The sequence below is a fragment of the Gemmatimonadota bacterium genome, from assembly GCA_016714015.1.
Taxonomy (GTDB): domain Bacteria; phylum Gemmatimonadota; class Gemmatimonadetes; order Gemmatimonadales; family Gemmatimonadaceae; genus Pseudogemmatithrix.
In genome coordinates, this window is record JADJNZ010000006.1 from 69,922 (window position 1) to 84,075 (window position 14,154).

The following is a 14,154-nucleotide window of genomic DNA, read 5'->3' on the forward strand; positions in this document are numbered from 1 at the left end:
GCTGGTCGGCAACCGCGGTGACGTGGGTCGCACTGGGGAGGTAGTACCCCGCATGGGATATCCGAGGGTCCTCGGGCGCGCGCTGCTGGCGGTCGCGTGCGTCGCGAACGTCGCGCTCGTCGCGAGCTGCGCGGAGCAGCCGCTCTCGCCGGGGAGTGACGTCGAGGCGGCGGAGCAGGCCATCTCGGCCTGGGTCGCGGCCAATCCCGCGCAGTGGGCGGCCGCCGCGGAGACGCGGGTGGCGCCGACCCGCCCCGCCTGGACGCCGGCGTGCACCGACCCGGCCTCCAACGGCTATGTCTCGCTGCGCCTCGTCACGCGCCGCGGCGACATCGAGCTCGCGTTCCGCTGTCCGCTCGACGAGCACGCGACGATCCAGGACCTGCAGGAGCACTTCGTGCACGCCGTGCCGTGGAACCTGCCCACGGGGATCGCCTCACCGAACTGGCGCTTCCAGGCGTGGCTCCCGCTGAGCTCGATCTACAACGGCGTGACGTTCCACACGCCGCAGCCGGGTCTGCTGGCGGTGGACATCGAGTCCACGATGCTGGGAATCCGCGCCGAGAACACGCGCCGCGGGTGCGCGCCGATCGCGGACGGCTTGAGTTCGTGCCTCATCGAACGCGACCATCGCGTGCCGCTGCGGATGCGCTTCACCGTGCTGTCGGACCTGACGGCGCTGCGCTGATCGCCCGATCCGACGCCTTCCGGCGGTGCCCGGAAGCGGTCAAGTTCAGGCGTGCTGCCCCCCGACCTCCGCGACCTCGTCGCCTACTCCGAGTGGGCCACGGCCCGACTCGTCGACGCGCTCCGCAAGCTCCCGGACGCCGCCCGTCGGCGGCGCGACGACAGCGCGTTCGGCTCGTTGCACGGCACCTTCTCCCACCTCGTCGCCGCCGAGTGGATCTGGCTCGAACGGTGGCAGGGCCGGAGTCCGGCGACGCCGCCCGCCTGGGTCGGCGAGGCGAGCTTCGACGAACTGCTCGGGCATCTCGCGTCGATCGAGCAGGGGCGACGCGCCCACCTCGACGCGCTGTCGCCGGCCGAGCTCGCGGCGCCGATCGCCTATCGCACCTTCAACGGCGCGGAGGCGGCGAATCCCATCGCCGAGCTGATCCGCCACGTCGTCAACCACAGCACCTACCATCGCGGTCAGGTCGCGATGCGGATCCGCCAGCTGGGCGACCAGCCGCCCTCGACCGACTACATCGCCTGGCTCCGCCTCCCCGACCGCGCCGAGCGCCTCGCGCGCGCGTAGTCCTCCTCCCCGCCCCCACTCCCCCATGTCCCGCCGCCTCGTTGTCGTCGCGCTCCTCGTCCTCGCCGCCTGCGGCGACCAAGCCGGTCCCGCCGCCGCCGACGTCGCGCGCTGGGAGGACCGGGCCTCACGCGTGACGATCGCGCGCGACGAGTGGGGCATCCCGCACGTGAAGGGCACGAGCGACGCCGACGCGGTCTTCGGGATGATCTACGCGCAGGCCGAGGACGACTTCAACCGGATCGAGGTGAACTACCTGAACGCGCTCGGGCGGCTCGCCGAGGCGGAGGGCGAGGCGGCGCTCTGGAGCGACCTGCGCATGCGGCTCTTCATCGAGCCGGATTCGTTGCGGGCGACCTACGCGTCGAGCCCGGAATGGCTGCGCGCGCTCATGGATGCGTGGGCGGACGGCCTCAACTACTACCTGCACGTGAATCCGGCCGTGACGCCGCGCGTGCTGACGCATTTCGAGCCGTGGATGGCGCTCGCGTTCAGCGAAGGGAGCATCGGCGGGGACATCGAGACCGTCTCGCTCGCCGAACTGGAGAAGTTCTACGGCGGCACGACGACGATCGCCGACGCGCCGCGCCCGCCGCGCGCGCCATCGGGGTCGAACGGCTTCGCGATCGCCCCGTCCCGCAGCGCGTCGGGGAAGGCGCTGCTGCTGATCAACCCGCACACGTCGTTCTTCTTCCGCGAGGAGCTGCAGGTCACCTCCGACTCCGGGCTGAACGCGTACGGGGCGGTGACGTGGGGGCAGTTCTTCGTGTACCAGGGCTTCAACGCCACCGCGGGCTGGATGCACACGTCGAGCAACAACGACGCGATCGACGAGTTCGCGGTGGCGGTCACGCCCGGCGACTCCGGTCACAGCTACGCGTTCGGCGCGGAGACGCGGCGGGTGCGCTCGCGGACGGTGACGCTCGCGTACCGCACGGCGGAGGGGATGCGCACGCGGGACTTCACGGTGCATGCGACCCATCATGGGCCGGTGGTGCGCGCCGCGGACGGCAAGTGGATCGCGGTGCGGCTCATGCAGGAGCCGCTCAAGGCGCTCACGCAGTCGTACACGCGGACCAAGGCGCGGAACCTCGCCGAGTTCCGCGCGACGATGGAGCTGCACACGAACTCCTCCAACAACACCGTCTTCGCCGACGCCGAGGGGAACATCGCGTACTTCCACGCGAACTTCGTCCCGCGGCGCGACACGCGCCTCGACTACGCGCGCCCGGTGGACGGCAACGACCCGGCGACCGAGTGGCAGGGGATCCACGCGGTGGACGAGTCGCCGAACGTGATCAATCCCGCGACGGGCTGGATCCAGAACACCAACAACCATCCCTACTCGGCGGCCGGCGCGGCCAGTCCGCGCGCGCGCGACTACGCGAAGTACTTCGAGGACGGCGAAGGGGAGAACGCGCGCGGCGTGCACGCGATCGAGGTGCTCACGCGCGAGTCGCGGTTCGACCTCGACAAGCTCATCGCCGCGGCGTACGACCCGCACCTCACCGCCTTCGATGCGCTCATCCCGGCGCTCGTGCGCGACTGGAGTGCCCTCCCCGCCGGCGACCGTCGGGCGGCGCTCGCCGAGCCGGTCGCGCTGCTCCGCGCCTGGGACCGCCGTTCGGGCGTCGCCTCCGAGGCCACGACGCTCGCGGTGTACTGGGGCGAGGACCTCTGGCAGCGGTCGCAGGCCGACCCCGAAGCGGAAGGGTCGTCGCTCGTGACCTTCATGGCGACGCGCGCCCCGGGCGCGGATCGCCTCGAGTCGCTCGAGGCCGCCGTCGCCCGCCTCACCGCCGACTTCGGCTCGTGGAAGGTGCAGTGGGGCGAGGTGAACCGCTTCCAGCGCCTCACGGGCGACATCGTGCAGCCCTTCGCCGACTCGGGCGCGAGCACGCCGGTCGGGTTCACCTCGTCGCGCTGGGGATCGCTCGCGGCCTTCCAGGCGCGCCCGTATCCGGGCACCAAGCGGATCTACGGCACGAGCGGGAACAGCTTCGTCGCGGTGGTCGAGTTCGGCGACTCCGTGACCGCGCGCGCGGTCACGGCGGGCGGGCTCAACAGCGTCCCCGGGTCGGCGCACTTCAACGACCAGGCGGAGCGCTACGCGCGCGGCGAGTTGCGCGCGGTGCACTTCACGCGCGCGCAGCTCGAGGGGCACATCACCCGCGAGTATCGTCCGGGCGCGTCGCCCCGCTAGCGCTCGTCGCTGTCCCCGCGGAGCGCCGCGGCGATCGCCTGGGTGAGTGCCGTCGTCGTGAACGGCTTCGCGATGATGGCATTCACCTGCTGCGCGAGTGACTGGTCGTCCTCGCGTTCGGTCGCGTAGCCGGTCACGCAGATGATGGGCGTACCGGGCCGGAGCACGCGGAAGCGCGCGACGACCTCGCGCCCGGAGAGGCCGGGCATCATGAGGTCGGTGATCAGCAGGTCGATCCGCTCGGCGGGATCCTCGGCGATCGCGAGCGCGCGCGCGCCGTCCTCGGCGTCGACCACCGCGAAGCCCGACCGGGTGAGCATCCGCGTGCTCGCCCGGCGGACGAGCGCGTCGTCATCGACGAGGAGGATGCGCGCGGTGGAGGCGGGCGCGGCCTCGACGGCATCGACGACCAGGACGGGGGACGAGATGCGCCGATGGGCCGGCAGCCGGATCCGCGCGGTGGTGCCGGTGCCGACCGTGCTGCACATCTCCACCGTGCCGCCCGCGCGCCGCACGATCGAGGCGACCATCGCGAGCCCGAGGCCGGTCCCCCGCCCCGGCGACTTGGTCGAGAAGAAGGGCTCGAACACGCGCGCGAGGTGCTCCGGTGCGATCCCGGTCCCATCATCCGTCACCTCGATCAGCACCTGCGCGCCGTCCCCACCCGCGGGCGACTCGGCCGCGACGCGCAGGGTCACGGTCCCGGAGACGGGGATCGCGTCGCGCGCGTTGGCGACGAGGTTCACGAGCACCTGTTCGAGCTGCGCACGGTCGAGCAGGACGGTGGCGCTCGGGGCGTCCACACGCAGGACGCAGGTGCGCAGGGGACCGAGCAGCTGCGTGAACGTCGGCCGGAGCGCCTCGAGGACCTGCGCGGGTTCCACCGGCACCGGCCGGATCACGTGCCGGCCGCTGAACCCGAGGAGCTGTCGCGTGATGCCGGCCCCGCGTTCGGCCGCGGCGCCGATCGCCCGCGCGTCCTCGCGCGCGAGCGCCCCCTCGGGGAGGTCGCGCGCGAGCACCTCGGCGTGCACCTGCAGCGCGGCGAGCGTGTTGTTGAACGAATGCGCGATGCGCCCGGCCATCTCCGAGAGCATGACGAGCTTGCGCGAGTGGCCGAGCGCCTGCTCGAGCGCGGTCTCCTGCGAGACGTCGCGCGCGTTGAGGACGAAGCCCTCGACGGCCGGGTCGTCGCGGCGATCCTGCGCGCGCAGCTCGATGTCGCGCCACGAGCCCTCGGTCGCGCGCAGGCGGCACCGGTACGCGCGCACGCCGAGGCTCGTCGCGCGTTCCTCGAGCCACTCGAGCGCGCCGGCGCGGTCGGCGGGGTGCAGCAGCGCGCCGAAGGCGAGCCCGTCCACCGGACCGAGGACGCGTTCGGCCGACGGGCTCGCGTAGGCGATCCGGCGATCGTCGCGCACGAGCAGCACGAGGTCGCTGGCGCTCGCGACGAGCGTGCGGAACACGGCAGCCTGTCGCGCCGTCTCCTCCGCGAGCCCCGCGTTCTCGTGCAGGGTGATCCACTGCCGGACGATCAGCAGCACCGTCATGAGCGCCGCGGCCACGACGACGTCGAGCGTCGAGCGCCCGCCCTCCACGGCGAAGGCGAGGAGGAGCAGCGCGTACGCGGCGGCGACGAAGAGCGACGGCGCGAGGCTGCCGCTCGATGCGCGGTGCGGTGTCGGTCGCGCCTGCACGGCCTCGATGGCCCGCAACGCTGCGCCCCACCGCAGCACCCAGGCGCCGAACCAGAGCGCGTCCACCCAATGCCCGGGCGCGTAGTCGAGCACCACGCGCACCCAGAAGAAGTCGGTGATGATGTAGAGGATGTGCGCGGCGAGCGCGACGCCGATGATCCGGCGGATGTGACGGTCGCGGGCGCGCAGCAGCGCGACCGACGCCGCGATGGTCGCGAGCCACTCGATCCCTTGCACGAGGGCGTCCGACAGCTCGTCGCCGCCGGCGAGCATCGGCGCGACGGCGAAGTGCCAGGAGAGCGCGAGCGCGCCGACCGCGAAGAGCGCACCGTCCACCCGCACGCGCGCATCGCGCCAGCGCACGCCCGGGTCGACGGGGAAGCTCAGGAACGACGCGCAGAGGAACGGGACGTAGGCGAGGTCGGTGAGTCGGTTGACCGAGTCCGAGAAGGGGACGCCCACCGCCTGCTGCCAATAGGTCCAGACGAATCCGTTGGCGGTGACGAGCGCGTGCGCGACCGCCATGAGGCGGAGCGCCCGACGGAGCCGGGGATCGCCGCTCGCCGTGCCGGTGCGCCAGAGCACCGCGCTGGTGATCACCCCGAGCGCGAAGTACGCGAGGTTCACGACCGCGACGATCCATCCGCCCAATGGCATGAGGAACGCGAGCCCCGCATACCAGGCGAGGATGTAGACCGCGACGCCGCCCCGCAGCCGCGCGAACGCGTCCGGATGGCCGCTCATTGGTGCACCGCCGGCAGCAGCGCGGCGTAGCGCGCCCGGTCGCCTTGCCGCTCGCGCAGCACGGTGCCGCCCAGTTCGCGACAGGCGGCGAGCGCGATGAGCAGCGCGAGGTCGCCCGGCGCGAGGTCCCACTCATGCCCCGCCTCCATCCGCACGGCCTCCTCGCGCGCCACCGGCACGCCCGCCTCCAGCGCGTCGCCAGCGCTCAGCTCGACGTAGAGGCGCGGCTCGATCCCCATCGCGGTGGCCTCGGGGTCCTCGATCGCGCGCTCGGCGAGCGTGAGCTGCAAGCCCTCGGCCCGGGCATCGGCACGCGCGGCGTCGAGCAGTCCGTCGATCACCTGCGTGACCGCCGCGCGATCGGCGAGAACGGTGATCGCCGCGCCAGGGGCGACCTGCACGACGGCGCCTGGCACAGCGGCCACCGCCTCGTGCAGCGCGTCGGCGACGGCGATCGCCGCCACCGGACCCTGCTTGCGGCGGCTAAGGGTGAGCAGGCCGCGCGTGAGCGACTGGGCGCGATCGCTCGCGGCGCGGATCGCCTGCACGTCCTCGCGCCCGCGCACGTCGAGGTCGGCGTCGGCATCGAGCAGCTCGGCGTGCGACGCGACGACCGTGAGGATGTTGTTGAGGTCGTGCGCGAGACCGCCGGCGAGCACACCGAGCGCCTCGAGCGGTTGCGCCTCGGCGAGCCCCTCGGCGAGGCGCGCCTCGCGCGTGCGGTCGATGCCGTGGAGCACGATCGCATCGATGAGCGGGTCACCACGATGGTCGTGGAACTGCCCCTCGAAGGTGCGCCAACGGCCGAGGCGGTCGCGGGCCCGCAGCCGGAGCTCCCGCACCGCGCCGCCTCCTGCGCCGGAGGGCTCGGCGCCGATCGCCGCGCGCAACGCCTCGTGATCATCGGGATGGATGATCCCCCAGAGTGTCGTGTCCTCGCCGCTCTGGATCGCGGGCCCGAAGGTGCGCACCGTCGCGGGACTCGCATAACGCAGGATCCCGCGCCGGTCGAACATCACCACGGCATCGTACGCGTACTGCAGCAGCGCCTCGTAGCGCGCCCCTTCGCGCTCGAGACGATGGGCGAGCTGGTCGCGCTCGTCCAGTTCGAGCCCTTGACGCGTGACGAGCAGCAGCGCGAGCACCGCGCTCACGACGGCAGAGAGCACGCTGTCGCGCCCATCGCCGAGGAGCGTCTGGCCGAGGAGCGCGGCGACGGAGGCGAGGAGGAAGGCGTGCGGCACGAGTCCGCTCACGTACGGCTGCTCGACCGCCTCGTCGGGCCGGAGGTCGCGCGGGCGCAGGGTCTCGGCGGCGCGCGCGCCGGCCCACATCAGGACCCAGACGAAGAACCAGGCGGCGTCGATCGCGCCGAAGGCGGTGAAGTCGGCGGCGCCGGCCTCCCGCCAGATGAGGATGTCCGGCGCGATCCGCAGCGCGAGCCCGATGAGCATCCAGCGTGCGGCCGCCCGCGTGGAGGCGCGCGCCGCGCGCAGGTGCAGCCGCGCGACGAGGAGCACCGCCAGGGCGTCGCCGAACACGAGCACGACGTCATCGACGGCCGCGGTGAGCGCCTCCGGCGACCGCAGGAGCGGTCCGATCGCGAAGTACCAGCCGACGAGCGCGCTGCCGATGATGACCGTGAGTCCGTCGATGCGGGCCCGCTCGCCGTCGCGGCCCCGCCACCGCGCCACCGGGAAGAGCACGAGCGCCGGCAGGCTGAGGCCGAGGTAGGCGACCTTGAGCGCCACGAGCCAGGCCGGCCGCGGATCGCCGGCCATCGGCGCGTCGAGCGCGTTCCAGACGGTGCCGTAGGTGAACCGCGCGAGGGCACTGAGCGCGAGCAGGAGCCAGCCGATCCGCTCGCCGTCGTGCCACGCGCCGCGGGCGAGCCGGCCGAGTTGCCAGACGGTCGCGATCGCGAGGACGGAGTACAGTCCCCAGTCGACGCCATCCCAGGCGAAGCCGTCCCCTCCGGTGGCGGCCAGCCCCGCGGCGATCGCGGCGTACGCCCCGAGGACCCCGACGATGACGCGGTCATCGGGTCGGCGGGGGAAGCCGCTCCCCCATGGGAGGCGACTCCAACGGGTCGGGAGGGGAGCGGTCACGTCGAAGGGAGAAAGGGCACGCACGGAGCGTGGGCCGCGCACGCGCGGCCCACACCCCTGTCATCCCAGTCTCGACCCGGGGCGCGGCCGACTCAATCCGGCGCGCCCCCCGTGTTCACGGCTCGATCCGGACCCCGAGCTCCGACTTGGCGCCGGTGCCCTTGCCGATGAGTTCCATCGTGTACATCGGCTTCTTCTCGTTGTCGATGGCGCTGAACTTCACCCATCCACCGGTCGTCGACTCGTCGAGCCACCAGTCGAGCGTGCCGCCCCCCTGCCCGAAGCGGACATGGCGCGCGGAGAAGGTCCCGGCCGGGGTGGTGATGGACTCGGTCCCGACGGTCGCGCCGTCGAGCGATTCCTTGGTGGGACGCCCGGTGAACGACCCGCGCATGTTCCAGGTCGTCCACTGCTCGGGGACCATCATCTCCTGCGGCTCGGCGTTGCCCGGGAGCTTGGCGCGCATCCGCACGAGACGCTGCACGTACTGGTCGCTGCCCTCGGGCTTGAAGAGCGCCTCGAGCACGACCGTGTCGGCGCCGTCGTCGTGCTTGGTGATCGTCTTCATGCGCCACCACTCGGCGCCGTCGGCCGTGCGCGCGAGGAAGGCGCGCTCGGTCTCCTGCACGTCGCCATCCTCATCGGTGGTCACCTTCCAGCGGGTCCACGCGCCGGGCGCGTAGTCCCCCTCGAACATCGTGGCGCCGGAGAGGTACTGGACGGCGAAGAGCTGCGAGATCCAGACCCAGGCGAAATCGGTGTTCCAGACTGCCGGTCCCCGCATGCCGCGGCCGGCGCTACGGCCGCCGCCACCCGACGCGACCACGCCGAAGCTCCCGCGCAGCTGCGATTCGCGCGCCCGCAGCACGGCGAGCCCCGCCGTCGTGAAGCCGGAGTTGTCGCCCTCGAGCCAGCCGCGGATGCGATCGCGCAGGCGCCGGTACTCGGGAAGCTGGAATCCGCCCGCCGTCGCGGCCGCTGTCTCCGGACCGTCGAGGATCCGCTGCCGCTGCTTGCGGAGCGCGTCGGCATCGGCGTCGCCGCACTTGGCCTTGATCGCGATGCGCGCGGCGAGTCCACCGAGCCGGCTGCCGGTCGCCGAACCCGCGGCCTCGAAGTCGCGCTTGCACTCCTCGTACTTCCGGATCTTCGCCTCGGCGTCGTCCACCTGCGGTGCGACGGTCTCGCGCTCGCTCTTCTCCTTGGCGTGCGCGGTGAAGAAGCGGTCGAGGATGGCCTCGGTGATGTCGAGCGCGCGATCGGACTGCGCGCGCACGGGGGCCGGCAGGAGCAGTGCGGCGATGGCCGCCGCGACGACGAAGAGACGCGAGGAACGCATGGTGGTCCCGGGAGCGAAGGTCGGGGTGGAGTCGTACGACTTACTATATGACGGGAGTACGAGGCGGCGCCAGAAAGGAGTCACCTGATAGTGGCCAGCGGGCCGGCGGCCGCGCATGTTGGTGACCATGGTCACCAACGCTGTGCCCCTGCGGCGCGCGCTGTTCGGCGCCATCGCGCTCACCTTCGCTGCGACGCGGGCGGCCAGTGCTTGCTCGCTCGCGCCACCGTGGGCGCTCCGCGACACCGCGCTGGTCGCGTTCATGGCCACGTCGTTGCCGGACACCGTCCCCGCCGGCGACGGTGGCTACGCGCCGGTGGCCGGTCTGGGGCACTACGGCGCCGGCGCCGCCCGCCAGGCGTACGGACAGCGGTTCCGGCTCGACCAGCTGGGTGCGCACGCGCGACGGGTCTTCCCGGCGGGTGCGGCCGAGGTGGTGATCGTGCCGTGGGACTACGACGCCGGATGCCGCCGCGTGGCCTGGGGACGCAGCGCCCGATGGCTCGCCGAGGGCACGAGCGGGCTGTTCCGTGCGCGTCTGCGCGCGCGGGAGCACTGGGTGGATTCGCTCCCGACGTTCGACGTGTCGGGCACGGCGTTCCTCCCCTATACCGTGGACGGCGAGGCGGCGCGGCGACGCGGTGAGCTCGTCCCGCCGCGGATCGAGCGGATGAGCCCCGAGGAGCTGCTGCGGTTCTATGACGTGATGCCGCCGCATGCAGGGGTGGCCGATTCGGTCGCAGCGCTCGCGGCGATGCGTCGTCTCGCCGCCGACTCGGTACGCGCGACGCGCTATCCCGTGAGCGAGCTCCTCTGGAGCCTCCGCACGGACTTCGAACGCGCGCGCGAGGATGCGGTGAAGGTGCCGGTCGCGGGGACCTTCCGGCTCGAGTTCTCGCGTGACGGTGGGCCGATCGACACGCTCTTCCTGCGCGTCGCGGCGGGGGTCACGTCGCTCGATCATGGACGCGGGGCCGGCCGCGAGCCGCTCGTCCCGCCGACGCCCCGTGGGTATTTCGCCGCCGCAGCGGTCGCCCGGAGCCTCGAGACGCTCGCCCCGCGCTGCACGGTGGATGGGAGCGCGTTGGTCGCGTACATCGATCTCGACTGGCATCCGCCGATGCCCCCGGACGGGAACGGCGCATGGGCGGTCGGGTTCGATTCGCGGCTCTTCGAGGCGCTCCTTCCGGCGGACTCGGTGCGAACCTGGCGCGCCCGCGCGCGCGCGCTGATGGACGCGCGCTTCGCCGCGGTGCGGGCAGCGCAGGCGGCCGGCACACCGACGGAGAACGTCGCATGGACGCCGAACCGCGCGCTCCGGGCCACGCAGGTGCCGGGCGCACCGATGCACCTCGCCGGCAGCATCACCGTCGAGGCGCTCGGTCACTACCAGGTCCGCGGCGAACGGATCTCCCCCGAGGTCCTCGCCTGTCCCTGGTGAACGCGGTCAGGTGAAGATGATCTGACCGCCCCCCGCCATCTGGTAGAAATCGCCGACCGTGATGATCGAGTCGACCTGGTCGATGAAGTCGGCGCGCGAGAGCCCGAACATGTCGACGCTCGCCTTGCAGGCGTAGAGCTTGGCGCCCGAGTCGGCGATGAGCTCGATGAACTCGGGGATCGGCGGGATGTCGAGCTTCTCCATCGACTTCATCATCTGCTGCGTGACGAGCGCCGACATGCCGGGGACGCCGCCGAGCCAGGTGGCGATGTGCAGGCCGGGATTGCCGACGGTCGCGACCTTGATGTGGTCGTGCCGCGCCTTGTTGATGGCGTCCATCCCGAAGAAGGTGAAGAAGACGTTCGCCTCGATCCCCTCCATGCGCGCGCCGTTCGCGAGGATCAGCGCGGGATAGATCCCCTCGAGCGAGCCCTTGGAGACGATGATCGAGACCTTGGTGATGGGCTGGTCGGCGACGCTGGTGCCCGGCGCGCCTGCGGTGTCGGTGCTGGTGGACATGTGTGCCTCGTATGCGCGGGTCAGATGCAGCCGTGCGGCTTGGGGATGCCCCCGATCTTCGCGGCGAGCTTCGCCGGTCCCTTCGGGAAGAGCAGGTAGAGTTCCTTCACCGTGACGCCCGATTCCTTGCCGAGTGTCCGGATGGTCGGCGCATCGCCGCGCGCGAGATAGGTGTCGCGCATGTAGTCGATCACGAGCCAGTGGCGCGGCGTGAGCTCGGCGATCCCCGCTTCGGCAGCGAGTTCGACGGCGAGCGCGCGATCCCAGTCCTCGACGCGCTCGAGGAATCCTTCGGCGGTGCGGGCGACGGCGGTCAGGGCAGGCATGGGGGAGTCCTCTGGTGTTCGGGTCAGACGGCAGCGGGCGCCGGGAACTGCTTGCCCGTGCGCTTCATCCGCGCCGGGATCCCCGGGAAGTCGTAGCCCGGCAGGAGCGCGTTCCAGTAGACGTGCCGGAAGGCGAGCTTGCCGAGGTGATTGAGCCGGCTCTCCTTGAGCAACGGCATGGGGCCCCAGGCGAACGGGAAGTTCCCGGGGAGGGGCTCGACCTCGTAGTTGAAGTCGATGAGCAGCGCCTTCTCGTGCCCCGTCTCGATGAAGCAGTTCGCGTGCCCGTCGAACGCGGGATCGAGGGGCTCGCCGGCGAGGAAGCGGCGCACGTTCTCCTCGAGGATCTCCGCCTCGAAGTGCACCACCGAGCCGGCCTTCGATGCCGGGACATCGGTCGCGTCGCCGATCGCGAAGAGGTTCTCCTTGAGCTTGGACTGCAGGGTGTGCGGATCGGTGCGCACGAAGCCGAGGTCGTTGCCGAGCCCCGGGACCGCCTCGATGAAGGCGGCGCCGCGGTGGAGCGGGACCGTCACGAGGAGGTCGAACGGCACGGTGCGTTCGTCCCACGAGACGAGCGCACCCGCCTCGCCATCGACGCGCCCCGTGTTGAACTCGGTCTCGAGCGCGATCCCCTTCTCGGTGAGGAGGTGCGTGAGCGACTTCGAGCAGGCGGGCTTGGTGAACGCCCCGTCGAGCGGCGTCGCGTAGGTGATGCTCACCTGGTCGCGGATGCCGCGCTTCTCGAAGTACGCATCCGCGAGGAACGCGAACTCGAGCGGCGCCACCGGGCACTTGATCGGCATCTCCACGACGTTGATCACCACGCGACCCCGCTCGAAGCGCGCGAGCGCCTCGGCGAGCTTGGTCGCGCCATCGAGCGTGTAGAAGTCGAAGACCTTCTCCTGCCAGCCGGGGCCCGTGAGGCCCTCGGTCTCCTCGGGCGCGAGCCGTGTCCCGGTGGCGAGGATGCAGAGCGTGTAGCGGAGCGACTGGCCGTCGGCGAGGCGCACGATGTCGTGCGCGGGATCGAGCTCCTCGACGGCCGACTGGATGTAGCGCACGCCCTTCGCGAGCTGCGCCTGCCGTCCCTTCACGACATCGTCGGCGGTGTACTCCCCGAACGGGATGAAGAGCAATCCGGGCTGGTAGATGTGCACCGGGTCCTGGTCGACGATGGTGATGGCCAGCGTCGCCTCGCGGATCTCGGTGTCGTACCGCCGCGCGAGCCGGTTCGCCATCACGGTTCCCGCGGTCCCGGCGCCAAGGATGACGATGTGTCGCATGACCACTGCTCCGATGGGGGCCGCCCGCGCGGCCGACGACCATAAGCTCGGGGCGGAGGCTGAGGCCGTCCATAAGCGTACATACGCATATGGTGTGCGGGTTTCCGCTAGGCGTTCCCCGGAGAAGCTCGGGCCGGACCCTGCGGCGCTGGTGCGCGACGCGCCTGTGCAAGTCGGCGCCCGGCGGTCGTCTCCTGCATGAAGGCCCCCGCCCCGCGCCGACCGGCGCGTGCGCGCGGGCCACCGAACCGGAGTGCTCCATGCGTCGCGCCTCGCTCGTCCCCGCGCTCGTCCCCGACCATCGCCGCGGCTTTGCCGTGGCCCTCGCCACTCTCGCGCTCGCCGTCGCGTGCAGCGGGGCCGCCGAGTCACCGGCGGAGGCCACGATGGTCGTGGGCGAGGCGAAGGCGAACGGCTACGCGGCGGACGTCGTCGCGTCGCCCGAGCTCGAGCGCGGCCTCGCCGCGCGGGCGGCGATGGGCGAACCCGCCTCGCCGCCCGCCCCGGCCCAGCCCGGCGCCGACAGTGCCATCTCGACGATGCTCATCCGCACCGGGCATGTCTCCGTCCGCGTCGATTCGCTCGAGCCCGCGATGGCACGCCTGCAGCAGCTCGCGGCCTCGCTCGGCGGGACGGTGGGCAACGTCTCGATCAGCGCCGGCGACTTCACCGTGCGCAGTGCGACCCTGGAGCTGCGGATCCCCGCCGCCCGGTTCGATGCGGCGATGGCGGGGCTCCGCCCCATCGGGAAGGTCGAGCAGAGTGCGGTGAACGCGCAGGATGTGGGGGAGGAGTACGTCGACGTGCGCGCCCGGGTCGCGAACGCGCGGCGCCTGGAGTCGCGGTTGATCGACCTGCTCGCGACCCGGACGGGGAAGCTCGAGGACGTGCTCGCCGTGGAACGGGAGCTGGCGCGCGTGCGCGAGGAGATCGAGCGCAACGAGGGCCGGATGCGCTGGATCGGTGCGCGCGTCGCGACCAGCACCATCAACGTGACGGTGAGCGAGCCCGCACCGATCGTCGGCGAGAACCCCGGGCAGAGCGTGATCGGCCAGGCGTTCGTGCGGGCGTGGCAGAACTTCGTGGGACTCGTGGCGGCGGCGATCGCGTCGCTCGGGGTGCTCGTCCCGGTCGCCGTACTGGGGTGGCTGGTCGTGCGGTGGTGGCAGGGGCGACGGCGGGGGCGGATGGACGCCTGACGCCCTCCGGGCGGGGCCGCACGCCTTAAGTTCC

Annotated in this window: 11 protein-coding genes; 5 read left to right on the forward strand and 6 right to left on the reverse strand. The window is 72.1% G+C overall.

Annotated elements, in window-relative coordinates:
- Positions 1 to 52: 52 nt before the first annotated feature.
- Genes IPJ78_12590 through IPJ78_12600 form a run of 3 tightly spaced genes read left to right on the forward strand, consistent with a single transcriptional unit; the run spans position 53 to position 3,461 of the window.
- On the forward strand, positions 53 to 688 hold the full coding sequence (locus IPJ78_12590) for a hypothetical protein (protein ID MBK7907379.1): 636 nt from the start codon (positions 53 to 55) through the stop codon (positions 686 to 688).
- 51 nt (positions 689 to 739) lie between these two features.
- The gene (locus tag IPJ78_12595; GenBank protein ID MBK7907380.1) at positions 740 to 1,258 is read left to right on the forward strand and encodes a DinB family protein; all 519 of its coding nucleotides are present in this window, start codon (positions 740 to 742) and stop codon (positions 1,256 to 1,258) included.
- 25 nt (positions 1,259 to 1,283) lie between these two features.
- On the forward strand, positions 1,284 to 3,461 hold the full coding sequence (locus IPJ78_12600; protein ID MBK7907381.1) for a penicillin acylase family protein: 2,178 nt from the start codon (positions 1,284 to 1,286) through the stop codon (positions 3,459 to 3,461).
- On the opposite strand, the gene IPJ78_12605 is transcribed toward IPJ78_12600, so the two are convergent.
- The 3 genes from IPJ78_12605 to IPJ78_12615 form a co-directional block, all read right to left on the reverse strand.
- Entirely contained in the window at positions 3,458 to 5,902 is a 2,445-nt protein-coding gene (locus tag IPJ78_12605) for a response regulator (protein MBK7907382.1), read from the reverse strand. The two genes, IPJ78_12600 and IPJ78_12605, sit on opposite strands and share 4 nt — an antisense overlap.
- Positions 5,899 to 8,010 carry a PAS domain S-box protein gene (locus IPJ78_12610; protein MBK7907383.1) on the reverse strand — a complete coding sequence of 704 codons (2,112 nt, stop codon included), beginning with the start codon at positions 8,008 to 8,010 and terminating at the stop codon, positions 5,899 to 5,901. Before IPJ78_12610 ends, IPJ78_12605 begins: the two co-directional genes overlap by 4 nt.
- 115 nt (positions 8,011 to 8,125) lie before the next feature.
- Complete coding sequence (locus IPJ78_12615) at positions 8,126 to 9,349, reverse strand: hypothetical protein (GenBank protein MBK7907384.1); 1,224 nt, start codon at positions 9,347 to 9,349, stop codon at positions 8,126 to 8,128.
- A gap of 127 nt (positions 9,350 to 9,476) precedes the next feature.
- Between IPJ78_12615 and IPJ78_12620 the strand changes: the two genes are divergently transcribed.
- Positions 9,477 to 10,790: a hypothetical protein gene (locus IPJ78_12620; protein ID MBK7907385.1), complete on the forward strand. Its 1,314-nt coding sequence runs from the start codon at positions 9,477 to 9,479 to the stop codon at positions 10,788 to 10,790.
- A 6-nt stretch (positions 10,791 to 10,796) separates the two neighbouring features.
- On the opposite strand, the gene IPJ78_12625 is transcribed toward IPJ78_12620, so the two are convergent.
- The 3 genes from IPJ78_12625 to IPJ78_12635 are packed head-to-tail and all read right to left on the reverse strand — an operon-like array spanning position 10,797 to position 12,921.
- Positions 10,797 to 11,309 carry a DsrE/DsrF/DrsH-like family protein gene (locus tag IPJ78_12625; protein MBK7907386.1) on the reverse strand — a complete coding sequence of 171 codons (513 nt, stop codon included), beginning with the start codon at positions 11,307 to 11,309 and terminating at the stop codon, positions 10,797 to 10,799.
- 20 nt (positions 11,310 to 11,329) lie between these two features.
- Positions 11,330 to 11,635 (reverse strand): TusE/DsrC/DsvC family sulfur relay protein, encoded by a 306-nt coding sequence (locus IPJ78_12630; GenBank protein ID MBK7907387.1) that lies wholly within the window; start codon positions 11,633 to 11,635, stop codon positions 11,330 to 11,332.
- A 23-nt stretch (positions 11,636 to 11,658) separates the two neighbouring features.
- A complete protein-coding gene (locus IPJ78_12635; GenBank protein MBK7907388.1) occupies positions 11,659 to 12,921 on the reverse strand; it encodes an NAD(P)/FAD-dependent oxidoreductase in 1,263 nt (420 codons plus the stop codon).
- Between the two features lie 260 nt (positions 12,922 to 13,181).
- Here IPJ78_12635 and IPJ78_12640 point away from each other — a divergent pair, with 260 nt between their 5' ends.
- Positions 13,182 to 14,120, forward strand: coding sequence for a DUF4349 domain-containing protein (locus IPJ78_12640; GenBank protein MBK7907389.1), 939 nt, complete (start codon positions 13,182 to 13,184; stop codon positions 14,118 to 14,120).
- Positions 14,121 to 14,154: the final 34 nt, after the last annotated feature.

Excerpts from the sequence above, each read along its gene's own strand:
- IPJ78_12635 (MBK7907388.1), bottom strand. The coding sequence starts at position 12,921 with ATGCGACACATCGTCATCCTTGGCGCCGGGACCGCGGGAACCGTGATG.
- IPJ78_12625 (MBK7907386.1), bottom strand. The coding sequence starts at position 11,309 with ATGTCCACCAGCACCGACACCGCAGGCGCGCCGGGCACCAGCGTCGCC.
- IPJ78_12600 (MBK7907381.1), top strand. The coding sequence starts at position 1,284 with ATGTCCCGCCGCCTCGTTGTCGTCGCGCTCCTCGTCCTCGCCGCCTGC.
- IPJ78_12640 (MBK7907389.1), top strand. The coding sequence starts at position 13,182 with ATGCGTCGCGCCTCGCTCGTCCCCGCGCTCGTCCCCGACCATCGCCGC.
- IPJ78_12620 (MBK7907385.1), top strand. The coding sequence starts at position 9,477 with ATGGTCACCAACGCTGTGCCCCTGCGGCGCGCGCTGTTCGGCGCCATC.
- IPJ78_12605 (MBK7907382.1), bottom strand. The coding sequence starts at position 5,902 with ATGAGCGGCCATCCGGACGCGTTCGCGCGGCTGCGGGGCGGCGTCGCG.
- IPJ78_12615 (MBK7907384.1), bottom strand. The coding sequence starts at position 9,349 with ATGCGTTCCTCGCGTCTCTTCGTCGTCGCGGCGGCCATCGCCGCACTG.
- IPJ78_12630 (MBK7907387.1), bottom strand. The coding sequence starts at position 11,635 with ATGCCTGCCCTGACCGCCGTCGCCCGCACCGCCGAAGGATTCCTCGAG.
- IPJ78_12590 (MBK7907379.1), top strand. The coding sequence starts at position 53 with ATGGGATATCCGAGGGTCCTCGGGCGCGCGCTGCTGGCGGTCGCGTGC.